The organism is Klebsiella sp. G-Nf4 (assembly GCF_002810615.1).
GTDB lineage: Bacteria > Pseudomonadota > Gammaproteobacteria > Enterobacterales > Enterobacteriaceae > Klebsiella > Klebsiella variicola.
On the sequence record NZ_PION01000003.1, the window covers coordinates 153277 to 178983 of the forward strand.

A 25707-nucleotide genomic window follows, 5' to 3' on the forward strand; every position below is an offset into this window, starting at 1 on the left:
ACTGTTACAGCGCCGGTGCCAGCGGATGGCTGTCGTGCATCACGATCAGATTCTCCGCCCCTTGCGGCATACCGTCCGGCATCACATTTTCCAGCCGCAGGACATCACCCATGATCTGGCTGAAGACCGGCGCGGACACCGCCCCGCCGTAATAGGAACCATTGCTCGGATCGTTCATCACCACCACCAGGGCAAACTGCGGGCGACTGGCGGGCGCCACACCGGCGGTATAGGCCACATACTTGTCGATATATTTTCCGTCCGGGCCGATTTTCTTCGCGGTCCCGGTTTTTACCGCCACCCGATAGTCGCGCACCGCCGCTTTGGTCCCGCCCCCGCCCGGGAGCGCCACGCTCTCCATCATATGCTCCACGCTGTGAACAATGTTCTCCGGCATCACCCGTGTGCCTATCACCGGCGGATCGATGCGGGTGATCGACAACGGTCGTTCAATACCGAAACCACCGATAGTCGCGTAGACGTGCGCCAGCTGGAGCGGCGTCACCATTAATCCATAGCCGAACGCGAAGGTGGCACGATCCAGTTGCCCCCAGTAGCGACGATGCGGCATCAGCCCGGCGCTTTCGCCGGTCAACCCCAATCCGGTCGGCTCGCCGAAACCGAATGCCTGATAGGTATCAAGCAGATGCTGCACCGGCATAGCGAGCGAGAGATGCGACACGCCGGTATCACTGGATTTTTGCAGGATCCCGGTCAGACTCAGCTCCGGATAATAGCCAACATCACGGATACGGTGGCCGTCGAGGACAAACGGATGGGTGTCCACCACGCTGTCCGGCTGGACAATCCCCTGCTGGAGCGCGGTCATGATCACCAGCGGTTTAACGGTCGACCCGGGTTCGAAGGTGTCACTGATGGCGCGGTTGCGGAAATCATCCAGCGTCGCGGTATCGCGATTGTTCGGATTGAAGTCCGGGTAGCTGGCCATCGCCAGAATCTCGCCGGTATCAATTTTGATCAACACCGCCGCCCCGGATTCCGCCTTATTCCAGCGAACAGCATTGTCGAGGGCATCTTCGGTCACTGTCTGCAGGCGTTCATCAATACTCAGTTGCAGATTGTGCGCCGGAACTGGCGGCACTTCGGTAATATTTTCAATAACATTGCCATGTTTATCTTTGCGCACCAGACGTCGGCCGGGTTTGCCGGTCAGCTGGGCATTAAAGCTTTTCTCCACCCCTTCGATGCCCTGATTATCGACGTTGGTAAAGCCCAGCAGATTGGCAGCCACATGTCCTGCCGGATAGAAACGTCGCGATTCATCGCGCAGATAGACGCCCGGGAGATGCAGTTTATCAATCCACTCCGCCTGCTCCGGATTGATCTGACGCGCCAGATAGAGAAAACGGGCGTGCGGATGGCTCTGTACCCGCTGGGCCAGCTCCCCGAGGTTGAGATGTAGTGCTTCGGCCATTGCCTGCCAGCGAGGACCATAGCCAACCCCACCCTTCTCCATGGTAGTTTGCGGGTCGATCCAGATAGCGCTGACCGGTACGCTCACCGCCAGCGGTCGGCCTTCACGGTCGCTAATCATGCCGCGCTCTACCGCCACGGGCTCTTCGCGCAGAGAACGCATATCTTCTTGTTTTACCAGATTATCGGGAGAGATAATTTGCAGCCAGCCCACGCGGGCCAGCAGCAGTCCCAGACAACCAAGAATGGCCACACACAGTAACCCGAAGCGAATCGGGGTAAAGCTGGCGGAGGACTTCATTTTTTTCTTTAGCACCATAGCTCCGGCATTATTTTGCAACCATCTGATTTAACAGAAAATTAGCAAAACAGACTGCTACACAATGCTAATAAAGTTGAGTATTTGCAACAAGACGCGACGGGAGGGGGTAAAATGACATGCTTTGCAATAAAAACGCAAAAGCCCCGCGCAGGCGAGGCTTTTATACAAGAAGAGTGGTCTTGTATCAGATAGCAGTTACGTTAACTGCAGCCGGACCTTTCTGGCCGTCCTGAATTTCGAACTCAACGTTCTGGCCTTCAGCCAGAGTTTTGAAGCCGTTACCCTGGATAGCGGAGAAGTGTACGAACACGTCTTTGCTGCCATCAGCCGGAGTAATGAAACCAAAACCTTTAGACTCGTTGAACCACTTAACTTGACCTTTAATCTTTGCCATTTGCAAAATTCCTTAGACTGTTTTCTTCGCCTGCTGGCGTTTACATAGATAAAACTGACACATAACTGCATGAGGCACTAATTTAAGGTTCGGCAGAGAAGCGGTATTCAACGACAACGTGTTTACTCAGGACTTCTTTACTGAAAATGCCACACATAAACAGAACTGTACCTCGTTTAACCCGAAACGTGTTATCACATACTACGTAAATAATGGCAAGCCATTTTTAAACGTGTCACGATCGTTCGCACAAATTATAAGGTAATCATTTGATCGCCTGCACATTTATGCGTCTTTGCCGCCCCTGGCAAGGCACTATAGCGTTCGCTAATATCACCTGGTTGCTGCCTCATTACTGCAACTTTTTTACCATAGCTCAACAACTTCGCTTCGTCCAGGTATGTACGTATACGAACCGCCATACTGACGCCGGTGCGCTGAAGGCGATGAATATTGATGCGCATATTTAGTCATAACAGCAGACGAAAAATCGCTAAAGCCACGCCAGTGTAGTGATAATAAAACCTGTTAGTCGCCACGCTAAAAATAGTGCTAATTCTGCACCTTAATAATGAAAAAATGATGACAGTGTCACATTCCATAGCAATAAACGTGGCGGGGATGACTTTATTTACAGCGTGTAATAAAGAGAATATTGCGCTGAGAAAGGAATAATGGAATAAGAATAAGATATTACTGCCAGCTATCATGCAGGTGCGCACCTTATGATGCACACCTGTCGAGGTACTTAGCGCTCTGCCACCAGGCGGATAAACTCATCCTCCCCTTTCGCCTTACCCGCGACGGTTGGCTCAGCCACGTCCTCTTTTTCCGGCACATTGGCTTCACAGAGGCGACGTAACAGCGCATTCTGCCGCTTTTGCTGATCCAGCAGCGCTTGCAGCAGTTCTATCTGCTCGTTCGCCCGCGAACTGGCGCGGTTGACGAAGAACCATAACAACAGACCGACAAGCAGCAACGCGACGGACACGGCCAGCGATGCCAGATTTAAGATCCCAGGATTTAGTAACTCACTCATTTCACCACCTCAAAGAGAAGGCGTTCATTCTACCACCCACACCGCAGAAGGAAATCAGTCGTCAGAAAAATGTCTTACCACGGGATGAATTTATTGATAGTGCAAATGCCGCTGAAAAACTGAACATCCTGGTCGCACATTACGTTAAGCATCTGAGTCCACAGCAACAGGCAGCCTGCTATGATGACTATCAGTAAAACCCACCGTAATTTTTTCACTCCACTCTCCGCTTTAGTACTTTATGTCGCCAGGATAACACGGCCTTCTTAAACCGCGGCTAACTGTAATACGAAAGGCAAGTTTAGGAATCATCGACTTGTTTCAAAACGTGTTCGTGTCAAAATCACGGCAAGGATCATACAAATAATGAGGCATCAATGCGATTAATCATTCGTACTATTGTCGTCGTGGCTATCTTATGGATTGGCGTATTATTAAGCGGCTATGGCGTATTATTCCACAGTGAAGAAAACGTCGGTGGTCTGGGTCTTAAGTGTCAGTATCTCACCGCCCGTGGGGTCAGTACCGCACTTTATGTGCATTCCAACAGCGGTGTGATCGGCGTCAGTAACTGTCCCATTCTGCGCAAAAGCGCAACCGTGGTTGATAACGGCTAAAATTGGTCCGGCGAGCGCGACAATAGCACCGCGCTCGCCGGATGTTTCAGCTACCGCGTCAGAACGGGTAGTCGTTGTATCCCATTTGCTCAGAAATCTTACGCGCTGCCTGGTGCAGCATCGCCACGTATTCATGCAAACGTTCTTCTGAGAAACGTAGCGTCGGGAAAGAGATGCTCAGTCCGGCGATAACCACGCCGAAACGGTCGAACACCGGGACTCCGATGCAGCGCAGCCCCTCTTCCTGCTCTTCGTTATCTTCGCCATATCCCTGCTCGCGTACGCCATCCAGTACCTTAAGCAGCTCCTCCGTGCTGGTGATCGTCCGCCCGGTGCTGCGCTTATACTCCACGCCCTCGAGGATCTGCTCAACTTCACTGCGATCGCGCCAGGCCAACAGCACCTTACCGATCGCGGTACTGTACAGCGGGTTGCGGCGGCCAATGCGCGAGTACATCCGCAGGTTGTACATTGAGTCAATCTTGTGGATGTAGACAATGCTGTCTTCATCCAGCGCGCCGAGGTGAATAGTCTCTTTCGTCAGTCGCGAGAGTTCGCGCATCTGAATATCCGCGCTGCGCACCAGGTCGACGTTCTGCAGCGCGCGTGCGCCCAGCTCGAACAGCTTGAGCGTGAGGGAGTATTTCTCTGACTCCCCTTCCTGTGCCACATAGCCCAGTGATTTCATGGTCTGTAAAAAGCGATAAACGGTGCTTTTCGACATCATGACGCGCTGGGACAGTTCGGTAATGCCAATTTCACGCTCTTCACCCAGCGCCTGTAAGATGCCAAAAACCTTCAATACCGAAGAGACAGAATCTGGCTGTTTATCCAAATCTGCACCTGCCATTTATCACCTCGTCGTAACTGTTTTATAAAATTTAGAACCGGTTTTTATTATAAATTCGCCGCCTCTGCGCCGCAATCATTCTTCTGCCACTTCGTTACAAATCTGCGACATACTGCGGATTAATCAATGCTAAACTCATCATTCAAAAAACCGTTTCATTTAAGACTTATATTCACCATGGATAAAAATTCTTCCGATGGCGTGCCGCTGCCGCAACGCTATGGTGCCATTCTGACCATCGTGCTTGGGCTGACCATGGCCGTGCTCGACGGGGCTATCGCCAACGTCGCGCTCCCGACCATCGCTAGCGATCTTAACGCCTCGCCGGCGTCGTCAATCTGGATCGTCAACGCCTACCAAATCGCCATTGTTATCGCCCTGCTGCCGCTCTCCTTCCTCGGTGATATGGTCGGCTATCGCCGCATCTATAAGATAGGCCTGGTGGTGTTTATCTTTACCTCGCTGGCCTGCGCGCTGTCGCGTAGCCTCGAAATGCTGACCTTCGCCCGCGTCGCTCAGGGGCTGGGCGGCGCCGCGCTGATGAGCGTGAACACCGCGCTAATCCGCCTGATTTATCCGCAGCGCTTTCTCGGACGCGGCATGGGCATTAACTCCTTTGTCGTCGCGGTCTCATCGGCGGCAGGCCCGACTATCGCCGCGGCGATCCTTTCCCTCGCCTCATGGCAATGGCTGTTTTTAATTAACGTGCCTCTGGGGATCGTCGCTTTTGTTCTGGCCATGCGCTTTCTGCCGCCCAACAGCGCACGCAGCAAAATCATCCGCTTCGATCTGCCAAGCGCCATCATGAACGCCCTCACCTTCGGATTGCTGATCACTGCGCTCAGCGGGTTCGCCCAGGGACAGTCTGTTCAACTGGTGCTGTCGGAAGTGGCCGCCATGCTGGTGGTGGGCTTCTTCTTTGTTCGCCGCCAGCTCAGCATGCCCGTCCCACTGCTGCCGGTCGACCTGTTGCGCATCCCACTCTTCTCGCTTTCTATTTGCACCTCCATCTGTTCCTTCTGTGCGCAGATGCTGGCGATGGTTTCCCTGCCCTTCTTTCTGCAGTCAATGATGGGACGCAGCGAAGTGGAGACCGGCCTGCTGCTGACACCGTGGCCGCTGGCGACCATGGTGATGGCGCCGCTGGCGGGCTATTTGATTGAGAAATGCCATGCGGGGCTGCTGGGGGCCATCGGTCTGCTTATTATGGCCTGCGGCCTGTTCGGCCTGGCGCTACTGCCCGAGTCGCCGTCCGATCTGGATATCATCTGGCGCATGGCGCTGTGTGGCGCCGGTTTCGGGCTGTTCCAGTCACCGAATAACCATACGATTGTCGCCTCGGCCCCGAGTCATCGCAGCGGTGGCGCCAGCGGGATGCTGGGCACCGCCCGCCTGCTCGGTCAGAGCACTGGCGCGGCGCTGGTCGCCCTGTTGTTCAACCTGCTCGGCAACAGCGGCACCCATACTGCCCTGCTGCTGGCTGGTATTCTGGCCACCGTTGCCGCATTGATTAGCGGTCTGCGCGTCACCCAGCCGCGCGCGGCCTGATAAACGGCGGCAAAAAAAATCCGCAGCTTTCGGGCTGCGGATTTTTATTTTTAGCGTCGGACCGACGAATTACTTCAGATACTCACCGCTACGCAGGGCTTCAATACGCTTATCCAGCGGCGGGTGAGTCATAAACAGCTCGCTCATGGATTTCGCTTTACCATTGATGCAGAACGCCATCATGCTGCTGGCTTCCTGCGGCTCATAGCTGGTTTTCAGTCGCTGCAGGGCTGCAATCATCTTCTCGCGGCCCACCAGTCGCGCCGAGCCGGCGTCAGCGTGGAACTCGCGATGACGAGAGAACCACATGGTGATAATGCTGGCCAGAATACCGAACACCAGCTCCAGCACCGTGGCAACGGCAAAATAAATTAACGGGTTGCCATTGCTGCTCTCCCCTTCATCTTCCCGGTTGCCGCCGAGGAAACCGGCCGCAATCTGGGCAATCACGCGGGAGATAAAGATAACGAAGGTGTTCACTACCCCCTGGATCAGCGTCATGGTGACCATGTCGCCATTAGCGATGTGGCTGATTTCATGGGCAATGACTGCTTCCGCTTCATCACGACTCATGTTTTGTAACAGCCCGGTACTGACGGCGACCAGCGAGGCGTCGCGACGCGCGCCGGTGGCAAAGGCGTTGATATCAGGCGCGTGGTAAATAGCCACCTGCGGCATGGCAATGCCCGCCTGCTGCGCCTGCTGGGCGACGGTGTGCATCAGCCAACGTTCCGTTTCGTTGCGCGGCTGCTCGATCACTTCCCCACCCACAGACTTCAGCGCCATCCATTTCGACATCATCAGTGAAACGATAGAACCACCGAAGCCGAACAGCAGGGCCATAATCAACAGACCGGTCATGCTGCTGGATTGGATCCCCGTGAGGCTTAACACCAGCCCGAACACGACCATCACTGCCAGGTTCGTCAGCAGGAAAAGCGCGATTCGCATCATAATTTTCTTTTTACCTCAATTTAACAAAACGCACTATGCGATTACCCACATCGTATGGGTCAGACTGCAATTTTCAACCATCAGCCCCCGCTAAGTCACGATAAAAACACAACTTTACATTTTGTAGCATCTTGCTGACAGCGACCGGGCAGGTTGACATTTTGTTAGTTGAGCTGAACGGTAATGACAAAAGCACAAAAAAAACGGGCACCTTCAGAGGTGCCCGTTTGCTATTTATTTACTGGCTGGCGGTTCCACCGCCGGGCGCGCTTTCTCAAGATGCGCCAGGTCTACCGCAATATGGACCGTTTCATCAAGATACGGATCCGGCTCCTGGTAATCCTTCGCCAGGTCATCCAGTTTTTTCAGCGGCGGCTTGCCTTCGCGTTTCAGGCGATCGTTAATCCGCGCCAGACGAATCGCATCATCCTCTTCGTTCTCTTTCTCACGCTGGGCGTAGTTCAGAGAGACGATGTTACGCTTGTCCTTCATCGCGTTATAACGGGCAATATCCTTCATGATGTACTGGAACTCGGGATCCTGCGCGATACGCTCATCATGGCGCTTGAGCAGTTCCGGTCCAAACGGGGTCAGGTCCCCGGACTTCACATAGGTGGCCGCATTGATGCTGTCCCACGGCAGGGCGTTGTCTTCATACTGCTCACCGGTCTCACGATCTTCATTACCGGTTGGCATCATGATATCCGGCGTCACGCCTTTACGCTGCGTACTGCCGCCGTTAATGCGGTAGAACTTCTGGATGGTGTACTGGACGGAACCTAAGGCTGGCCAGTCCGGACGCAGCATCTGATCGTAGATACGATTCAACGAGCGATACTGCTGTACCGTCCCTTTACCGAAGGTCGGCTCGCCAACGATCAGCGCGCGGCCATAATCCTGCATCGCTGCGGCAAAGATCTCAGACGCCGAGGCGCTAAAGCGGTCAACCAGCACCACCAGCGGCCCTTTGTAATAGACCACGCCATCGTTGTCGCTGTCTTCGCGGACCTTGCCATTGTTATCCCGCACCTGCACCACCGGGCCGGACGGAATAAACAGACCCGAGAGCGATACCGCCTCGGTCAGCGCCCCGCCGCCATTGCTGCGCAGATCAATGACGATACTGCTGACGTTCTGTTTTTCCAGCTTCTGCAACTGCACTTTCACGTCATCGGTCAGGCCAACGTAAAAGCCCGGAATATCCAGCACACCGACTTTTTCTTTACCGACGGTTTTCACCGACATCTTCACCGCGCGGTCTTCCAGACGGATCCGCTCGCGGGTCAGAGTCACGATACGCGTCTTGGCTCCTTTGCCAGCCGGCAGGATCTCAAGGCGCACTTTGCTGCCCTTCGGCCCTTTAATCAGCGCGACAACATCATCCAGACGCCAGCCGATGACATCAACCATCGGCTTCCCGGTCTGGCCAACGCCAACGATGCGGTCGCCGACACTGATCGCTTTGCTCTTCGCGGCCGGACCGCCCGCCACCAGCGAATTGATGACGGTGTAGTCATCATCCATCTGCAGGACAGCGCCGATCCCCTCGAGAGAGAGGCTCATCTCAGTGTTGAACTGCTCGGTATTACGTGGAGACAGATAGTTGGTGTGCGGGTCGATTTCGCGAGCGAAGGCAGTCATCGCGAGCGAGAAAACATCTTCGCTGTTGGTTTGCGCCAGACGACGGATCGCGAACTTATAGCGACGGGTTAAAGTATCGCGGATCTCTTTATCGTCTTTACCCGCCAGCTTCAGGCTTAACTGGTCAAACTTAACCTTGGCGTCCCACAGCGTGTTCAGCTCGGCCTCATCTTTTGGCCACGGTGCTTTGGAGCGATCGAGGTTGAAATTATCGTTGCCGGTAAAGTCCATCGGACGTTCCAGCACCTTCAGCGCATACTGATAGCGCTCAAAGCGACGCTGCTGCGCCAGGTTGTAGAGGTCGTAGAAGACGTCCAGTTTCCCGGTGCGCAGTTCGTCGCCGATTTGGTCTTTTTTGGCCGCAAACTTCGCCACATCGCTGGCCAGCAGCACATTATGGCTGTAGTCCAGCAGGTTCAGATAACGGTCAAAAATCTTTGCCGAGAAGGCGTTGTCGAGATCAAACTGACGGTAGTGAGAGCGGGTAAAGCGCGACGTCACGCGCTCGCTCACCGTCGCGTGCTGCGGCTCTTCTTTTAGCACGGGAATTTGATCTGCACGGGTTATTTCATCAACAGCGAAAGCATGGCCTGCTATTGCCAGCAGGCCCGCAAGCGCGGTGATTTTAAAAAATGTGTTCATGCCTGGCCCGGCCTCCGTTTCAGAACACCAGGTGTTCTGCGCGTACAATCATTGACATACCAGAAGTCAGCTGTACACGAACGCCATCTTTGGTGATTTCCAGAACGGTGGCGTCCATTGCGTTATTGCCTGCTTTTACCTTCAGCGCCTGGCCGACGGTCAGAACGGAAACATCCGATACCGGAGTATGACGCTCTTCACGCGGGGCTTTGGCCGCAACAGGACGCGGTTTACGCTGTTCAGCGCCTTCTTTACGACGCGGCTGCTGAGGACGCGGTTTACGCTCGCGGCGAACCCCTTCATCCTGCTGGCCTGCGGCGGCGGCTTCGCGTTTTTTCGCCTGCTGGGCAGCGCGCTGCGTCTGAACGCGAGCTTTTGCTTCTTCCAGCTGCTGACGCGCATGGGCGATGTGCTGTTCTTCCAGTTCGCCACACGGGTTGCCGTCCAGGTCAACGCGGATAGCGCCGGCTTTCACGCCGTACAGATAACGCCAGCTAGACGTGTAGAGACGTAATGCAGCGCGAAGCTGGGTTTTGCTGAGATTCATCTCACCACCCACTCGCTCAACGAGATCCTGAAAAATACCAATTTTCAGGGGGCGCGCTTCGCCTTCAGCGCTAAAGCACTGAGGGAAACGTTCGGCCAGAAAGGCGATAACTTCTTTACTGCTATTCAACTTAGGTTGATTTTCCATGAAATTTCCTGATTACAACGGACGTAGCCAACAAGCCGCAGGCATGAACAGGCGACATTATAATGACGTCCTCGCTAAATGCTACGTTATCCGTTGATTATCCCACGACACGGGTAAAGATTTTTTGATAATCAGTGGCCGCGATACGTTTTTCCAGTTGCTCGACCAGCGTGCGCAACCCCTGCTCATCTTCAGCGGTGAAGCGGCCGTACGCCGGGCTGTCGATATCCAGTACGCCGATAATCTGGTCGTTCACGCGCAGGGGAAAGACGATTTCCGAATTACTGGCCGCATCGCAGGCAATATGACCATCAAACGCATGCACGTCCTCAACGCGCTGGACCTGGGCTTGCGCCACCGCGGCGCCGCACACGCCGCGACCGACCGGAATGCGCACACAGGCCAGTTTGCCCTGGAACGGCCCCAATACCAGGGTATCGCCTTCCAGAAGATAGAAACCGGCCCAGTTGACTTCGCTCAGCCGCTCGAACAGCAGCGCGCTGGTATTGGCGATCATCGCCAGAAAACTGGTTTCACCTGCCATTAATGCCTGGAAATCGCGGTTTAGATCCGCGTAAAATTCTGTTTTGCTCATTATATCTTCACTTGGTTGTCTTACTGCCTGATACGTACAGCCTACTAAAATAAGCATTAAATGCGCTTAGGCTCAAGATGAATTCATTCATAGGTTAAGATAGTGGGATACATTCATTCCTGTACGTAATAAATGCCGATAAAAACACCAACGATCAAACCTGCGAAGAAGATGGTCGTGCATGCCGTCAGCACGCCGCTTCCCTATGCGCATTATCAGCGCTGTACGCAGTGTGACATGCTCTTTCGCTTACCGGTGCTTAAACGCTACCAAAGCGCCTGGTGTCCACGCTGTAACGCGAAGGTGCGTGATGGGCGCGACTGGTCGCTGACGCGTCTGGGCAGCATGGCCGTTGCGATGCTGCTGCTCATGCCTTTTGCCTGGTCTGAACCTCTGCTGCGCCTGCATCTGCTGGGCGTACGCATCGACGCCAACGTCCTGCAGGGGATCTGGCAGATGACCGCACAGGGTGACCCGCTTACCGCCGCCATGGTGCTGTTTTGCGCGGTGGTCGCCCCGGTGCTGCTGGTGGTCTCGATTAGCTATCTTTGGCTGGGCAACGTGCTGGGGATGAACCTGCGCCCGGTGCTGCTGATGCTCGGCAAGCTCAAAGAGTGGGTGATGCTGGATATCTATCTGGTGGGTATTGGCGTCGCCTCCATCAAGGTGCAGGATTACGCCTTCCTGCAGCCCGGCATCGGCCTGGTGGCGTTTATCTCGCTAACGCTGCTGAGCATCCTGACGCTTATTCACATGAACGTCGAAGAGCTGTGGGAGCGTTTCTATCCTGAACGGCCGGCGACCCGCGCCGATAATAATCTGCAGGTGTGCACCAGTTGCCACTACACCGGCTACCGCGACGCGCGTGGCCGCTGCCGACGCTGCCACACCCCGCTGCATCATCGCCGGCCCCAGAGCCTGCAGCGCAGCTGGGCGGCGCTGGTCGCTTCGATGATTTTCCTCTTACCGGCCAACCTGCTGCCGATCTCGATCATCTATGTCAATGGTGCGCGCCAGGACGATACGATCCTCTCCGGGATAATCTCCCTTGCCAACAGCAATATCGCCATCGCCGGGGTGGTGTTTATCGCCAGTATTTTGGTGCCATTCACCAAAGTTATAGTGTTATTTACCCTCCTGGTCAGCATACAATTCAAGTGTGAGCAGGGGTTGCGCACCCGCATCCTGCTGCTGCGGCTGATAACCTGGATTGGCCGCTGGTCGATGTTGGATCTGTTTGTTATCTCACTCACCATGTCGCTAATAAATCGCGATCAGCTCCTCGCCTTCACCATGGGGCCGGCGGCGGTTTACTTCGGCGGTGCAGTAATTTTAACTATTCTTGCAGTTGAATGGCTGGACAGCCGCTTACTTTGGGACGCACATGAGTCAGGAATCGCCCGCTTCGCAGACTGAAGCCAGAATAAAAACTAAACGCCGTATCTCGCCATTCTGGCTGTTGCCGGTCATCGCGCTGCTGATTGCCGCCTGGCTCATCTGGACCAGCTTTGACGACCGCGGATCGACGATTACCATCGATTTCCAGTCCGCTAACGGCATCGTCCCGGGGCGGACGCCTATCCGCTATCAGGGGGTGGAAGTCGGTACCGTCCAGGATATTAGCCTCAGTAAAGACCTGAGTAAAATTGAGGTTTCCGCCAGCATCAAACGCGATATGAAAGATGCACTGCGTAAAGAGACCCAGTTCTGGCTGGTCACGCCGAAAGCCTCTCTGGCCGGGGTCTCCGGGCTGGATGCGCTGGTGGGCGGGAACTACATCGGCATGATGCCAGGCAAAGGCGATCCCGAAGATCACTTCGTGGCCCTCGACACTCAGCCGAAATACCGCATCAACAACGGCGAGCTGATGATCCACCTGCAGGCCCCTGACCTTGGCTCCCTGAGCAGCGGCTCGCTGGTCTATTTCCGCAAGATCCCGGTCGGTCGCGTGTATGACTTCACCCTGAATGCCAATAATCAGGGAGTCACCATCGATGTCCTGATCGAACGCCGGTTTACCAACCTGGTGAAAAAAGGCAGCCGCTTCTGGAACGTCTCCGGGATCAAAGCCGACGTCGGCCTGAGTGGGGCAAAAGTGCAGCTGGAGAACCTTTCTGCACTGGTGAACGGCGCTATCGCCTTTGACTCCCCCGCCGATTCGCAGGTTGCGGCGCAAAACGATGACTATCATCTGTACGAAGATCTGGCGCATAGCCAGCGTGGTGTGCTGGTCACCCTCGACCTGCCCGACGGCGATGGGCTGAAAGCAGGCTCGACGCCGCTGATGTATCAGGGGCTGGAAGTGGGCCAGTTAAGTAAGCTGAATCTTAACCCCGGCGGCAAGGTGACCGGCGAGATGACCGTCGACCCGAGCGTGGTGACGCTGCTGCGTGAGAAAACGCTGATTCAGATGAAGAAGCCGAAGATCTCCCTCGACAACCCCAGCGTCAGCGCCCTGCTCACCGGCAATACCTTTGAACTGGTACCCGGGGAAGGCGAGCCGCGCAATCACTTCTCCGTCATGCCAGCAGATAAAGCATTGCTGGAGGAACCCAACGTCGCCACCGTCACGCTCTCAGCGCCGGAAAGTTACGGGATTGACGGCGGCCAGCCGCTGGTGCTGCACGGGGTAAAAGTCGGCCAGGTGCTGGAGCGCAAACTGACGGCTAAAGGTGTCACCTTCCAGGTCGCCATTGCCCCGGAATACCGCGATCTCATTCGCGGCGACAGCAAGTTTGTGGTTAACAGCCGTCTGGATGTCAAAGTCGGACTCGATGGCGTGCAGGTGCTGGGGGCCAGCGCCAGCGAGTGGGTCAATGGCGGGATCCGGGTCATTCCGGGAGAAAAAGGCGAAATGCAGAGCAGCTACCCGCTGTACGCCAACCTCGAAAAGGCCCAGGAAAACAGCCTGAGTGAAGTGCCGACCACCACCTTAAGCCTCTCAGCGGAGACCCTGCCTGACGTTCAGGCCGGCTCGGTCGTGCTGTATCGTAAATTCGCCGTCGGCGAAATCATCTCCGTCAAACCGCGCAGTGACGCGTTCGATATCGATCTGCATATCAAGCCGGAGTACCGCTACCTGCTGACCAACAACAGCGTCTTCTGGGCCGAAGGGGGTGCGAAGGTCAAACTTGACGGCAACGGGCTCACCGTCCAGGCCTCGCCGCTGGCGCGCGCCATTAAAGGCGCGATCAGTTTCGATAACCTCAACGGCAGTAGCGCCAACGCGCGGCTGAATAACAAACGTATCCTTTATGCTTCTGAAACGGCGGCACGCGCCGTGGGCGGCCAGATCACCCTACACGCGTTTGACGCCGGGAAGATGGCGGCCGGGATGCCGATTCGTTATCTCGGCATCGATATCGGTCAGATCCAGTCCCTGGAGCTGATCACCGCCAAAAACGAAGTGCAGGCGAAAGCGGTGCTCTACCCGGAATACGTCGGCACCTTCGCCCGGGCCGGGACCCGCTTCTCGGTGATCACCCCGCAAATCTCCGCCGCGGGCGTCGAGCATCTGGACACCCTGTTCCAGTCGTATATCAACGTTGAGCCCGGACGCGGCCCGGCGCGCCGCGACTTTGAGATCCAGGATACGACGATCAGCGACTCACGCTATATCGACGGCCTGAACATTGTGGTGGAAGCGCCGGAGGCGGGGTCGCTTGGCATCGGTACGCCGGTCCTGTTCCGCGGCCTTGAAGTGGGGACAGTCACCGGCCTGTCGCTGGGGTCGATGTCCGATCGGGTGATGGTGAAACTGCGTATCAGTAAGCGCTACCAGTATCTGGTACGCAATAACTCGGTGTTCTGGCTGGCCTCAGGTTACAGCCTCGACTTCGGCCTGATTGGCGGCGTGGTGAAAACCGGAACCTTCAATCAGTTTATCCGCGGCGGGATCGCGTTTGCCACGCCGCCGGGTACGCCGCTGGCGCCAAAGGCTCAGGATGGCAAGCACTTCCTGCTGCAGGAGAGCGAGCCGAAAGAGTGGCGGGAATGGGGCACCGCCCTGCCACAGTAACCCTCACGACCCCTTCTCCCGCCCCGGCCAACGCCGGGGGCGGGAAGATAACCAACCGCACGCCCCGGTGTCCTGCACCGGGGCGTTTGTGCTAAACTGCGCACCCTTTTTTTCTGTGGTGCGCTGCCTGTGGCTGAAAATACTGTCTATTTCCCTGAAGCGTTTCTCGCTCAAATGCGTGCGGCAATGCCCGCGCACCTCTCCTTCGACGACTTTATCGCCGCCTGCCAGCGCCCGCTACGCCGCAGTATTCGCGTCAACACGCTGAAGATTAGCGTTGATGATTTCCTCTCTCTGGTCGCCCCCTATGGCTGGCAGCTGACGCCGGTCCCCTGGTGCGAAGAGGGATTCTGGATCGAGCGGGACAACGACGATGCGCTGCCGCTGGGCAGTACCGCCGAACATCTCAGCGGGCTGTTCTATATTCAGGAAGCAAGCTCGATGCTACCGGTCGCCGCCCTGTTCGCTGATAACCCGCAGCCTGAACGAGTGATGGACGTTGCCGCCGCGCCGGGGTCAAAGACCACCCAGATCGCCGCCCGAATGGGTAACGCGGGCGGTATCCTGGCCAATGAGTTCTCCGCCAGCCGGGTGAAGGTGCTGCATGCCAACATCAGCCGCTGCGGCATCAGTAACGTCGCCCTGACCCACTTCGACGGCCGGGTTTTCGGCGCGGCGCTACCTGAAGCTTTCGACGCCATCCTGCTTGATGCTCCCTGTTCGGGCGAAGGCGTGGTGCGTAAAGATGCTGACGCGCTGAAAAACTGGTCGCCGGAGAGCAACCTCGACATTGCCGCCACCCAGCGCGAACTTATCGACAGCGCCTTCCATGCCCTGCGTCCTGGCGGGACGCTGGTGTATTCGACCTGCACCCTGAATCGCGAGGAAAATCAGGCGGTCGTTCAGTGGCTGCTGTCCCGTTATCCGCAGGCGGTGGAGATCCTGCCGCTGGGAGATCTGTTTTCCGGCGCGGCCGATGCCTTAACCGCTGAAGGGTTTCTGCACGTGTTCCCGCAGATCTACGATTGCGAAGGCTTCTTCGTTGCTCGTCTGCGCAAGACTGCGGCGATCGATCCACTCCCGGCGCCAGGCTATAAGGTCGGCAAATTCCCGTTTGTTCCGCTGAAGGGCCGGGAAGCCGCCGCGGTAACCTCCGCCGCCAACGCTGTTGGCCTCGAGTGGGACGCGGGCCATACGCTGTGGCAGCGGGATAAAGAGCTGTGGCTGTTCCCGCAGGCTATGGAGCCCCTGTTTGGCAAGGTGCGTTTTTCACGCATCGGCGTACGCCTGGCGGAGGTGCACAACAAGGGTTACCGCTGGCAGCATGAGGCGGTTATCGCCTTTGCCGCGCCGCAGCGCGCCTTCGAGCTGACGCAGGAGGAAGCGGAGGAGTGGTATCGCGGACGCGACGTCTATCCGCAGACCGCGCCGCAGCAGGATGAAGCCATCGTGACCTTCCAGGGTGTCCCGCTGGGCCTGGCCAAGCGCGTCGGCTCCCGCCTGAAGAACAGCTACCCGCGTGAACTGGTGCGCGATGGGAAACTTTTTGCCGGCAAGGTGTGACGTCGTGCAAATAATACGCATTTTTTGACTGGCGATTTTCACCCCATTGACTACGCTGAAAAATGACGACCTCAACTGGTCGTACCACAACTCAGCTGAAAAATGGGGTGAAGCGATGAGTAAAACCAATGTCCGCATCGGCGCGTTTGAGATAGACGATGCCGAACTGCACGGTGAACATCAGGGAGAGCGAACGTTAAGTATTCCCTGCAAATCCGATCCAGATTTATGTATGCAGCTTGACGCCTGGGATGCCGATACCAGCGTGCCCGCCATTCTCAATGGCGAACATTCCGTTCTCTACCGTAAACATTACGACCGCCAGTCTGATGCCTGGGTCATGCGCCTTGCCTGACTCAAATGAACCCGTCGCCAGAGACGGGTTATTTATTTCCCCGTCCCGCTGTCATCCCCTACACTAAATAGTATGTGAACCCGAACATGAGGCCAGGATGTTTGCCTTGGTGTTGTTTATTTGCTATCTGGATGGCGGCTGTGAGGACATTGTGGTTGACGTCTACCGCGAGGAAACGCAGTGTTTAGTGGCGATGGAGGATCAGCGGATCCGCCACGGCGGCTGCTATCCGATAGAAGATTTTATTGACGGCTTCTGGCAACCCGCCAGCGAATACAGCGACTTTTAACCTGCCGACTGCAGCGCCACCAGCGTCAGCGCCCCGCCAAACACAGCGCCCGTATCAATATAGTGTTGATTATCGCGTTCGTAAGGCGCGCGAAGCGGCGTATGACCAAACCAGAAATGGTCTGCTCCGGCGATGGCGCCATGACGTCCCGCCAGATGTTCGCTCAGGCGATGACGGCTCCATAATACCCGCTGGGGATCCACCGGCTGCTGCCAGCGATAGACTGACGCCGGATAATCGGCATGGGCGATAACATGCCGGGCATCTGCACACGCAACTTCAATAATCAACGGTAGCCGCTGGCAACGCGCTAACAGCCGGTCGGCTTCGGCCTGCTGCTGCCCGGTGCCCCGGACATACCAGTCGCCGCCGTTCATCTGCCAGAGTGCCATATCCCCGCTCTCCAGCGCCTCCAGCGCCATCTGTTCATGATTCCCACGCACCGCCCTGAACCAGCGGCAGCGCAGCAGGCCGAGGCAGTCAGCGCTCTGCGGACCGCGATCGATCAGATCGCCAACGGAGATCAGCAGATCGGCCCAGGGATCAAAGCGCAACTGGCGCAGTCGGCCCATCAGTAGCGCAAAGCAACCATGCAGATCGCCCATCAGCCAGATATTACGCCAGTCGCTACCATTAATACGTTGATACATATAATTACCTCTCTGCTGTAATTATAGGTAATTGCGCCGGATCCCCGGTGATTTTTATTTACACCTCAATCGATTTTAAACAAACGGGAAATATAGTCGGCCAGAGGATTAAGGTTATCAGAGGCTCGCTTTAAAATAGGAGGAAATAACAACGAGGTGTTTATCGTGACAGACAATAGCCTGCATTCAACCAGCGTGCTTGCGCCGCGCTCGCATCTTATTGCCGATCTGGTGATGGGCAGACTAATACCTGCACCTATCTGGCGGCAGAAAAATTTTCGCCTTAAATTTCTGCTGCGTACGGCGTTATTTTATAGCCCCACCAAAGCGATGCTTGAGTCGCTTAGCGCCCGCGATGATTTTAACCAGCTTCTGGCCGCGCAGGCGACCTTGCCGGGGAAAGTGCACCGTCAGTACCTGACGCGCGATCTTAACGCCTGGCAGCGGGCGATGGCGGTGATAAGTCATTATCGCTACATCGATACCCTGCGGGGGTCGCTGCTGGCGCATGCCATGACCGCGGTGAGCGAGGTCCCGCTGCTGACGCTGAACGGAAAAGACGGCAGCCCGTTCACGCTCTCCGCCTCGTCTGCCGGGAAGGCTGAGCGTGAGGGCGAAACCACGCTGTGGCTACGTGACAACAACAACACCCTGTTGGCCAGCGCAACCTTTAGCGTGACCTGGGACGGTGAAGCCTGGCAGCTGGTCATTGGCGGCCTGCAGGGGCCACGGCGCCACGTTTCCCATGAGGTGATTAAGCAGGCGACTCGCGCCTGCTTCGGCCTGTTCCCGAAGCGCCTGCTGCTGGAGTTCATCTGGCTGCTGGCTGCTCGCAGCGCTATCGAGTCGATTTATGGCGTCAGCGATAATGGCCATGTGTTCCGTGCCCTGCGCTATCGCCTGAGCAAGGGCCGCCATTTCCACGCCAGTTACGACGAGTTCTGGCAGTCCATCGACGGTAAGCCGGAAAGCGCCTGGCGCTGGCGGCTGCCGCAGCGTCTGGAACGCAAACCACTGGAGAGTATCGCCAGTAAAAAACGGGCTGAATACCGGCGTCGGTTCCAGCTGTTGGATCAGCTGGCTGAGCAGGTGGACATCCTGACGCAACCGCGCCATGGCACGTAAATTTCGCTGCCGGTAACGCCGCGCTGACACGCGGCGTTTGCTTATTCGGTACTTATTTCGCTACTATCATGGCCCCAGGCGCCATTGGATAGTGGTTGGCATGATGAGTAAAACCGAAATTTTCCTGCTAATTATTCTTGCGGTCATTCTGCTGGGCTGCGTATGGTTTATTTTTAGCGATGAAATTTGGCTTTTGCTCTGCTATCTCGAAAGTAAGATATACCCCACCTTTAGTGTTCCTGAATAATTTCAGCCGCCGCACATAGCGCATTTGCTTATTATTTTTAGCGACACGGTCGTTCGACGATCGCTAATCGCATGAATTGCCAAATCTATTAGACTTTGCTCATTTTATTTATCATACAAATATGTATACTAGCAGACTTCCGATGTTGGCCCGCCTGTTAACCTGCACGCCGGGCCTGGTTAGGTGCAGGTTTTTTCTTTTCTCTTTCCACCCCAGTTTCAGATCTCTCCTTCCCGACGCAACCCTTCCTCAGGATGCGATTTGTGTGTAAATGGATTGTGTATGCTAAAAACGGTGTGCTATAACGGGACATCCAGAGGCCAGCCTGGGGTTTGACTGACATGATGTCGCTGGCTATTGCGAAAGCAGAAAGTGACAGATAAAAAGAGACCGAATACGATTCCTGTATTCGGTCCAGGGAAATGGCTCTTGGGAGAGAGCCGTGCGCTAAAAGTTGGCATTAATGCAGGCTAAGTCGCCTTGCACTATAAGAATAGTTTAACGCGTCAGCTTTTCCAGTCCGCGGCCAATGTGGTCGTGTAATTCCTGGTAAACGGCTGTCAGCCAGTAAAAAACCGCCACTGCCGTTATCCGGCAAGGGCGGTTTTTTTTATGCTATTACAGTAAGATAACGCGGAACGCTAGCAGAGCTTCTGCGCTCGCTCGATAAATGGCGCGAGGCTCATTTTTTGTCCCGGATGCTGCGGATCGTCGATCTGGATCACCGAGATCGGCTGCGCGGTCGTCTTGCCGGCTTTAACCTGCTGTTCCGCGACGTCATTGAGCGGATACTGGACCAGCGTACTTGGGTTGATGGCGTAAAGCGCGTTACCCGGACGGCAGGTCAACATCACCTCTTCACGGTTGAACGCCCAACTCTCCTTCCCCACTTCAAAGCGGCTCACGGTGATAATTTGCGGCGCCGCCAGAGCAGCCCCGGAGCTTGCCAGTAACAACATGGTCAGAACAATTTTTTTCATGATTTTGCCAGTTAATTCAATAAGGTTCCCAGGTGGCAAACAGACTGACGGCCAGCAGCGCCAGCGTGCCCAGCCCTATCTCAGCCTGCGTGGTCCGCAGGATCAGGCTTTCCGCCCGCGAACCGCTTGCCGACATGCGCGGTACCAGAACATACCTGTTCACTAAGGCAATTACCACCATCCCGGCGACCAGCGCACATTTGATCAACAGCATGCGCCCCCAGGGCGAGGTTCCGATCACCGCCCCCTGGATCAACAGCGCATTGACTATGCCGCTGGCAAGGGTGCCGGCCACTGCCAGATGTCCGTAACGCGAAAAGCGCGCCATGGTATAGATTGCAGCCTGACGCCAGCGCCCCTGCGCCAGACGCAGGCAGTAGATGAAGGGCAACAGGCCGCCGAACCAGCTGGCGACGCAGAAGAGGTGGACGGCATGATTAGTCCGCTGCAGGGCGCCGAGTAAGCCATCGTGCATGGCGGCATGTCCTACCCCGGCGGAAAGCAACAGCTGGGCTGCCAGCAGGGCCATCAGTTGCCTGGCGCCGTGATGAGGACGGATCCACACCACGGTGAGGGCGGACAACGCCAGCAGGATCTGCCAGATCCACACCCCACCGAAGCGGGTACCCGCTACCGCCTGCCAGACGGCGGGCTGCCAGACATCCGCCCAGCCATCGCCCATCATCCCCCCCTGCACCAGATACAGCGCCACGGTTGAGAGCGCGCCGATCAACATCAGGGGGCGCAACAGCGGATAAAAGCGGTGCATCAGCACGCGCCTCAGCGGTACTGGCGCCCACCAGGCGCCATACAGCACGCAGCCAAAAGCCAACATCAGGGTGATAAAGTGCCCAAAACGCAGCGTGATATAGAGCCCGGTCAACATCGATCACTTCACGCTAAAAGTGTATTGCCCTTTGGTTTTATGGCCGTCAACCGAGACCACATGCCATGCTACGGTGTACTCCCCCGGAGGCAACGTTTCCGCCAGGGGTAAGGTGACCTGAGAGGGGTTGTCAGCGCTGCGGGTCAGTTTTCCGGTGGCTACCGCGTGCTGCTGCGGACCGGTGACGACCACGCCGCTGAAGGCCGGTTCGATCCCTTCGGAGAAACTGAGCGTCAGCGTCTGAGGGGGCGCGATCAGCTGTGCACCCGCGGCGGGGATCTGCTGTTGCAGGTGAGCGTGGGCGAAGGCGCCTGCCGCGGTTAACATACCGGCAAACGCAACCGAGAGGCGCAACGCGCGTCCAGCGAGGAGTCGCATATTCGTCATTCCCTTTTGTTATGTCTGTAGGACAGAGAATAACCCTGTATAATGGCAGAGTCGAGCTAAGCGTCAGCGCCTCGACCGGGTTTACCAGCACACTGGAGTTAATAATGGAAAGAAATCTGGCCAAAATTTCGCAAGCTGAGATGGATAAGGTCAACGTCGATCTCGCCGCCGCCGGCGTCGCCTTTAAGGAGCGATACAACATGCCGGTGGTCGCTGATTTGGTCGAGCGTGAGCAGCCCGCCCATCTGCGCGACTGGTTCCGCGAACGACTGATCGCCCACCGGCTGGCGTCTGTTTCGCTTTCCCGACTGCCCTGGGAGCCGAAGCAGAAATAATGCGCGCCCGCCTGCTCCCCGTCGGTTGGCAAGGCCACCCAATTCCTTTACGCTTGTTGTTTTGCTCTGGAGCGAGCCATGTTGCGCGTCATTGATACCGAAACCTGCGGCCTGCAGGGGGGCATCGTCGAAATCGCCTCGGTCGACATTGTCGATGGGCAAATCACTAACCCGATGAGCCATCTGGTGCGTCCTGACCGTCCCATCACGCCGCAGGCGATGGCTATCCACCGTATAACGGAAGAGATGGTCGCTGATAAGCCGTGGATTGAGGAGATTATTCCGCACTATCTGGGCAGTCCCTGGTATGTCGCGCACAACGCCAGCTTTGACCGCCGGGTGTTACCGGAGATGAGCGGCGAGTGGATTTGTACCATGAAGCTGGCCCGCCGCCTGTGGCCGGGGATCAAATACAGCAATATGGGGTTATATAAATCACGTAAGCTGAATGTGGCGACCCCGCCGGGGCTGCATCACCACCGCGCGCTGTATGACTGCTATATCACCGCCGCGCTGCTGCTGGATATCATCAACGTTTCCGGCTGGACGCCTGACGAAATGGCCGATATCACCGGCCGCCCGTCGCTGCTCACCACCTTTACCTTCGGCAAATACCGGGGTAAAGCGGTGGCCGAAATTGCTGAAAACGACCCCGGCTACCTGCGCTGGTTATTCAACAATCTCGACCGCATGAGCCCCGAACTGCGCCTGACCCTCAAACATTACCTCGGGGAATAGTCATCACACTGCCGCTTTCCCCGGCAGTGTCCCCTGCGCCAGGGCAATGAAAAAGGCATACTCCAGCGCCACTCCCTCATAGCTTTTAAAGCGCCCGGATTTGCCGCCATGGCCGGAATCCATATCGGTGCAGAGCAGCAGCAGGTTATCGTCGGTTTTCAGTTCCCGCAGTTTGGCCACCCATTTTGCCGGCTCCCAGTATTGCACCTGAGAATCGTGCAGCCCGGTGGTCACCAGCATATGCGGATAAGCCTGCGCCCGGACGCCGTCGTAGGGGCTGTAGCTTTTCATGTAGCGGTAATAGGTTTCATCCTGTGGGTTTCCCCACTCTTCAAACTCCCCGGTAGTCAATGGAATAGATTCATCCAGCATGGTGGTCACCACGTCGACGAACGGCACCTGGGCTATCACGCCATGAAACAGCTCAGGACGTTCGTTAACGGCCACGCCCATCAGCATCCCGCCGGCGCTGCCCCCCATGCCATAGCAGAGCTGCGGATCGCCGTACCCCTGGGCCAGTAGCGCGTCGCAGACGTCCAGATAGTCATTGAAGGTATTTTTCTTACTCAGAAATTTGCCGTCCTCATACCACTGCTGCCCCAGCTCGCCCCCGCCGCGGACGTGGGCAATGGCGTAGACAAAGCCCCGGTTGAGCAGACTTAGCCGGCTGGCGCTGAAATCGGCATCGATACTCTCGCCATATGAGCCATAGCCATAGACCAGCAGCGGATTGCTCCCTTTGCGGAAATGGTCGCGATGGTAGACCAGCGATACCGGAACCTCGACGCCATCGCGGGCGCTCACCCACAGGTGTTCGCTCTGGTAGCAGCTCGTGTCCAGCCCCTTCACTTCCTGCTGCTTGATAACCCGCCGTTCGCCGGTATCCATATCCAGTTCAAACAGGGTGTCCGGCGTGGTCATGGAGGAATACCCGTAACGCAGGCGCGACGTTTCGGGTTCCGGATTATAGGCAAGCCAGGTGACATAGGCCGGATCGTCAAAGGCGATCCCTACCACCTCCCGGGTCTTGCGGTTAATTTGCCGCAGGCTGGTCAGGCCGCGCTGGCGCTCCTCGACGACCAGCCAGTCGGTAAACAGCGTAAATCCTTCGAGCATCACGTCGTGACGCGGCGGGATCAGCGTGGTCCACTGATCTTCATCGCGCAGCACGGTACGGTAGAGGCCAAAATTCTTCCCCTCCCGGTTGGATCGCAGATAGAACGCGTGCTGATAGTGATCGAGGCTGTATTCGTGATCTTTCCGCCGCGGCAGGAAGCAGACCGGCTCAGCGTCAGGGAGTTCGGCGTTGAACAGTAATGCTTCACTGGTGGTGGCGCTGGAGAGATAAATAACCACGAACTGCTGGGAAGTGGTCTTATGTACGCTGACGTAGAAGGTCTCATCTTTTTCTTCATACACCAGCACATCACTCTGCGCCGCGGTACCCACCGTGTGGCGCCAGACCTGATAAGGCAGCAGCGTGGTGGGATGTTTACGCACGTACCACACAAAGCGGGAATCATTACTCCAGGCAAAGCCGGAGGTGACATTTTCCAGGATCTCCGGGTACCACTCACCGCTGCTAAGGTTGCAGAAGCGCAGGCCATACTGGCGGCGGGAAAGATAATCCTCCGCTACCGCCATCAATTGGTTATTCGGCGCGACACCCAGTCCGCCAAGGGTGTAGAACTCACTCTTCGCCGCCCGCTGGTTGCCGTCAAGCAGGATCTCCCACTCATCCCACTCCTCTTTGAGCACCGACTGGCGCTGATAGATGGCGTATTCACAGCCCGGCTCGTAAACCTGGCGGTAGCGAAAACCGTTTTTACTGTAAGGGGCGGAGACTTCCCGTTGCGGAATGCGGTCGATAATTTCTTTCAGCAGACGTTCCTGCAGGCTGAGCTGCGAATCCATCACCCGCTTGCCGTAGGCGTTCTCCGCGTGCAGATAGTCCAGCACGTCAGGTTGCGCGCGCTCATCGTCGCGCAGCCAGTAATAGTTATCGATGCGTGTATCGCCATGCAAGGTCATGGCGTGAGGGATCCGTTTGGCTTTTGGTGGCATGTTGGTCTTCTGCTGCTTTATCGTGACACAAGAGCATTCAGGCCACACGGCGGCGCCTGAATGATGACGTGTCTATAAGGGTGGCAAAAGACGCGGGCGATGCAAGTGAAACGTGATAATTTAGACGCTTAGCGCTTGTTTTTGTGACTGGATATCCTGTTCTATATCGGCCCGGACATCCTTTGGCAGTGACAGCGCGTCACCCAGCGCGTTCAGATAACTGCGTTCCATAAAGTGGTCGATATCAATGACCGCGCAGCTGACGTAGTAGATCTCCAGTGCCTCCTGCGGATCAACGATGCCCTCCGCCAGACGCTGTGGATCCAGCGGTTGGGCCAGCGCCTGGTCGATCAGCACCCGATCCTGAACGTCAATATTGGCCGCCCGCAGCTGGGCTTCAATATTAGCCCGCTCGTGGTCATCAATATGACCATCGCTCTTGGCGGCAAAAACCAGCGCGGTAATCAGCCGCACGCTGCGCGGATCAACGTCCGCCGGCACGACAGCCGGCGTGCTCGCCTCGGACGCAGGCGCATTTTGAGCGCGCATCTTCTGCTGATACTTGTTCCATAACACCGTACCCGCCACCGCCCCACCGCCTGCCAGCAGCGCGCTGGTGCCGTATTTCGCCAGCAGTTTGCGTGAGGATTTACTGGCCACCAGCAACCCGGCCAGCCCGCCAATCGCACCAGGCAGCAGTGCGCTCCCTTTTGACGACTCGCCTGTCGGTGACGCGCCCTGCTGCCCGAGCAGCGACTGCAGTTGATTAAGCCAGTTAGCCATGGTTTTCCTCTCAGGTGATAAAACACTGCTATCAGCCTAAACGACGCGATGTCAGGAAATGTTAGACCTGGCTAAAGATGCGCAAAGGTGGGCGCGGCAGACAAATCTCTACCCAGCTAGCCAGCCTGGCCATAGCTGGCTGCCGCCAGTCAGGCCACTTTCGCCTTACGCGCTTTGGCAGCCGGTGCAGCCTCGTCATCCGCCGAAGAAGCCTCTTCTGCCGCTGACGGCGCGAGTGAGTCGTGCGCGGGGGCATCCTGCTCCGGCAATCGGCCGACGCGCAGGATATGCTGCAGCGCCTCTTTTCGCTCTGCCAGCCACATCGCCATGGTGTCACGCTGAGCGTCATCCATCTCCAGCGGCGATGCCACCAGCCAGTCATTCAGCACCTCTGCCAGATCGAGCATTTTGTCGTAAGCGTCGGCCTCTTTTTTGCTGGCAAAAGACATTTTTTCCTCACCTTCGCGGATCACAACATATTTAATTTCAACCGCCATGCTGCAGCCTCTCAATACTGTATTTTTATACAGTATAACAAATTTCCTCTCCGGACTCAA

General features: G+C 56.5%; 27 protein-coding genes and 2 pseudogenes. 11 read left to right on the forward strand and 18 right to left on the reverse strand.

Annotated features, from left to right (window positions below; translation table 11 throughout):
• Positions 1-4: 4 nt before the first annotated feature.
• The 6 genes and pseudogenes from ftsI to mgrB all read right to left on the reverse strand — a co-directional run bounded on the left by ftsI (position 5) and on the right by mgrB (position 3407).
• A complete protein-coding gene (gene ftsI / locus CWM57_RS08915) occupies positions 5-1753 on the reverse strand; it encodes a peptidoglycan glycosyltransferase FtsI (RefSeq protein ID WP_061154123.1) in 1749 nt (582 codons plus the stop codon).
• 187 nt (positions 1754-1940) lie between these two features.
• Positions 1941-2150 (reverse strand): transcription antiterminator/RNA stability regulator CspE, encoded by a 210-nt coding sequence (cspE, locus tag CWM57_RS08920; RefSeq protein WP_001062678.1) that lies wholly within the window; start codon positions 2148-2150, stop codon positions 1941-1943.
• An 85-nt stretch (positions 2151-2235) separates the two neighbouring features.
• A pseudogene (locus CWM57_RS08925) lies at positions 2236-2307 on the reverse strand (DUF2627 domain-containing protein); the annotation flags it as partial.
• 97 nt (positions 2308-2404) lie between these two features.
• The gene (locus CWM57_RS27560; protein ID WP_165784164.1) at positions 2405-2614 is read right to left on the reverse strand and encodes a hypothetical protein; all 210 of its coding nucleotides are present in this window, start codon (positions 2612-2614) and stop codon (positions 2405-2407) included.
• 284 nt (positions 2615-2898) lie between these two features.
• Complete coding sequence (locus CWM57_RS08940) at positions 2899-3189, reverse strand: YebO family protein (RefSeq protein WP_100675394.1); 291 nt, start codon at positions 3187-3189, stop codon at positions 2899-2901.
• A 74-nt stretch (positions 3190-3263) separates the two neighbouring features.
• Complete coding sequence (gene mgrB, locus CWM57_RS08945; protein ID WP_002911375.1) at positions 3264-3407, reverse strand: PhoP/PhoQ regulator MgrB; 144 nt, start codon at positions 3405-3407, stop codon at positions 3264-3266.
• Between the two features lie 159 nt (positions 3408-3566).
• Between mgrB and CWM57_RS08950 the strand changes: the two genes are divergently transcribed.
• The gene (locus tag CWM57_RS08950; protein ID WP_008804283.1) at positions 3567-3806 is read left to right on the forward strand and encodes a YobH family protein; all 240 of its coding nucleotides are present in this window, start codon (positions 3567-3569) and stop codon (positions 3804-3806) included.
• Between the two features lie 58 nt (positions 3807-3864).
• Here the strand turns inward: CWM57_RS08950 and kdgR are convergent, their stop codons facing one another.
• Complete coding sequence (gene kdgR, locus CWM57_RS08955; protein WP_100675393.1) at positions 3865-4656, reverse strand: DNA-binding transcriptional regulator KdgR; 792 nt, start codon at positions 4654-4656, stop codon at positions 3865-3867.
• A gap of 177 nt (positions 4657-4833) precedes the next feature.
• Here kdgR and CWM57_RS08965 point away from each other — a divergent pair, with 177 nt between their 5' ends.
• Positions 4834-6204, forward strand: a complete 1371-nt coding sequence (locus CWM57_RS08965) for an MFS transporter (RefSeq protein WP_074385468.1) — start codon at positions 4834-4836, stop codon at positions 6202-6204.
• A 69-nt stretch (positions 6205-6273) separates the two neighbouring features.
• On the opposite strand, the gene htpX is transcribed toward CWM57_RS08965, so the two are convergent.
• The 4 genes and pseudogenes from htpX to CWM57_RS08985 form a co-directional block, all read right to left on the reverse strand.
• Entirely contained in the window at positions 6274-7158 is an 885-nt protein-coding gene (htpX, locus tag CWM57_RS08970) for a protease HtpX (protein ID WP_008804280.1), read from the reverse strand.
• Between the two features lie 234 nt (positions 7159-7392).
• The gene (gene prc, locus CWM57_RS08975; protein WP_061154119.1) at positions 7393-9441 is read right to left on the reverse strand and encodes a carboxy terminal-processing peptidase; all 2049 of its coding nucleotides are present in this window, start codon (positions 9439-9441) and stop codon (positions 7393-7395) included.
• A gap of 19 nt (positions 9442-9460) precedes the next feature.
• The gene (proQ, locus tag CWM57_RS08980; protein WP_032741230.1) at positions 9461-10135 is read right to left on the reverse strand and encodes an RNA chaperone ProQ; all 675 of its coding nucleotides are present in this window, start codon (positions 10133-10135) and stop codon (positions 9461-9463) included.
• An 81-nt stretch (positions 10136-10216) separates the two neighbouring features.
• Positions 10217-10730: pseudogene (locus tag CWM57_RS08985) on the reverse strand (GAF domain-containing protein).
• Positions 10731-10862: 132 nt separating this feature from the next.
• On the opposite strand from CWM57_RS08985, the gene yebS reads away from it, so the two are divergent.
• From yebS to CWM57_RS09010, 5 genes are all read left to right on the forward strand, one after another.
• On the forward strand, positions 10863-12146 hold the full coding sequence (gene yebS / locus CWM57_RS08990; RefSeq protein WP_074385466.1) for a membrane integrity lipid transport subunit YebS: 1284 nt from the start codon (positions 10863-10865) through the stop codon (positions 12144-12146).
• Positions 12115-14748, forward strand: coding sequence for a PqiB family protein (locus CWM57_RS08995; RefSeq protein WP_061154116.1), 2634 nt, complete (start codon positions 12115-12117; stop codon positions 14746-14748). Before yebS ends, CWM57_RS08995 begins: the two co-directional genes overlap by 32 nt.
• 129 nt (positions 14749-14877) lie before the next feature.
• Positions 14878-16311 (forward strand): 16S rRNA (cytosine(1407)-C(5))-methyltransferase RsmF, encoded by a 1434-nt coding sequence (rsmF, locus tag CWM57_RS09000; RefSeq protein ID WP_100675392.1) that lies wholly within the window; start codon positions 14878-14880, stop codon positions 16309-16311.
• Positions 16312-16426: 115 nt separating this feature from the next.
• Entirely contained in the window at positions 16427-16666 is a 240-nt protein-coding gene (locus tag CWM57_RS09005; RefSeq protein WP_002911393.1) for a YebV family protein, read from the forward strand.
• A 97-nt stretch (positions 16667-16763) separates the two neighbouring features.
• Positions 16764-16955: a YebW family protein gene (locus CWM57_RS09010; RefSeq protein ID WP_002911395.1), complete on the forward strand. Its 192-nt coding sequence runs from the start codon at positions 16764-16766 to the stop codon at positions 16953-16955.
• Here CWM57_RS09010 and pphA read toward each other — a convergent pair.
• Positions 16952-17605, reverse strand: a complete 654-nt coding sequence (gene pphA / locus CWM57_RS09015; RefSeq protein ID WP_100675391.1) for a protein-serine/threonine phosphatase — start codon at positions 17603-17605, stop codon at positions 16952-16954. The two genes, CWM57_RS09010 and pphA, sit on opposite strands and share 4 nt — an antisense overlap.
• Positions 17606-17761: 156 nt before the next feature.
• Here pphA and CWM57_RS09020 point away from each other — a divergent pair, with 156 nt between their 5' ends.
• Positions 17762-18730 carry a VirK/YbjX family protein gene (locus CWM57_RS09020; protein ID WP_077268376.1) on the forward strand — a complete coding sequence of 323 codons (969 nt, stop codon included), beginning with the start codon at positions 17762-17764 and terminating at the stop codon, positions 18728-18730.
• Positions 18731-18833: 103 nt separating this feature from the next.
• Positions 18834-18977: an Ecr family regulatory small membrane protein gene (locus CWM57_RS27565; RefSeq protein ID WP_142667623.1), complete on the forward strand. Its 144-nt coding sequence runs from the start codon at positions 18834-18836 to the stop codon at positions 18975-18977.
• A gap of 641 nt (positions 18978-19618) precedes the next feature.
• Here the strand turns inward: CWM57_RS27565 and CWM57_RS09030 are convergent.
• From CWM57_RS09030 to yobA, 3 genes are read right to left on the reverse strand one after another with little or no spacing between them, the layout of a single operon-like run.
• Positions 19619-19957 carry a YebY family protein gene (locus CWM57_RS09030; protein WP_008804271.1) on the reverse strand — a complete coding sequence of 113 codons (339 nt, stop codon included), beginning with the start codon at positions 19955-19957 and terminating at the stop codon, positions 19619-19621.
• Between the two features lie 16 nt (positions 19958-19973).
• On the reverse strand, positions 19974-20843 hold the full coding sequence (copD, locus tag CWM57_RS09035; RefSeq protein WP_100675390.1) for a copper homeostasis membrane protein CopD: 870 nt from the start codon (positions 20841-20843) through the stop codon (positions 19974-19976).
• A gap of 3 nt (positions 20844-20846) precedes the next feature.
• Positions 20847-21221, reverse strand: coding sequence for a CopC domain-containing protein YobA (gene yobA, locus CWM57_RS09040; RefSeq protein WP_074385461.1), 375 nt, complete (start codon positions 21219-21221; stop codon positions 20847-20849).
• 113 nt (positions 21222-21334) lie between these two features.
• Here yobA and CWM57_RS09045 point away from each other — a divergent pair, with 113 nt between their 5' ends.
• Together CWM57_RS09045 and exoX are read left to right on the forward strand one after the other, a co-directional pair.
• Entirely contained in the window at positions 21335-21565 is a 231-nt protein-coding gene (locus tag CWM57_RS09045; protein ID WP_012541260.1) for a DNA polymerase III subunit theta, read from the forward strand.
• A 78-nt stretch (positions 21566-21643) separates the two neighbouring features.
• Positions 21644-22303 (forward strand): exodeoxyribonuclease X, encoded by a 660-nt coding sequence (gene exoX, locus CWM57_RS09050; RefSeq protein ID WP_074385460.1) that lies wholly within the window; start codon positions 21644-21646, stop codon positions 22301-22303.
• A gap of 3 nt (positions 22304-22306) precedes the next feature.
• Here the strand turns inward: exoX and ptrB are convergent, their stop codons facing one another.
• The 3 genes from ptrB to CWM57_RS09065 form a co-directional block, all read right to left on the reverse strand.
• Positions 22307-24367: an oligopeptidase B gene (gene ptrB / locus CWM57_RS09055; RefSeq protein WP_100675389.1), complete on the reverse strand. Its 2061-nt coding sequence runs from the start codon at positions 24365-24367 to the stop codon at positions 22307-22309.
• 120 nt (positions 24368-24487) lie between these two features.
• Positions 24488-25150 (reverse strand): tellurite resistance TerB family protein, encoded by a 663-nt coding sequence (locus CWM57_RS09060; protein ID WP_100675388.1) that lies wholly within the window; start codon positions 25148-25150, stop codon positions 24488-24490.
• A gap of 149 nt (positions 25151-25299) precedes the next feature.
• Positions 25300-25647, reverse strand: a complete 348-nt coding sequence (locus CWM57_RS09065) for a YebG family protein (protein ID WP_100675387.1) — start codon at positions 25645-25647, stop codon at positions 25300-25302.
• Positions 25648-25707 lie beyond the last annotated feature (60 nt).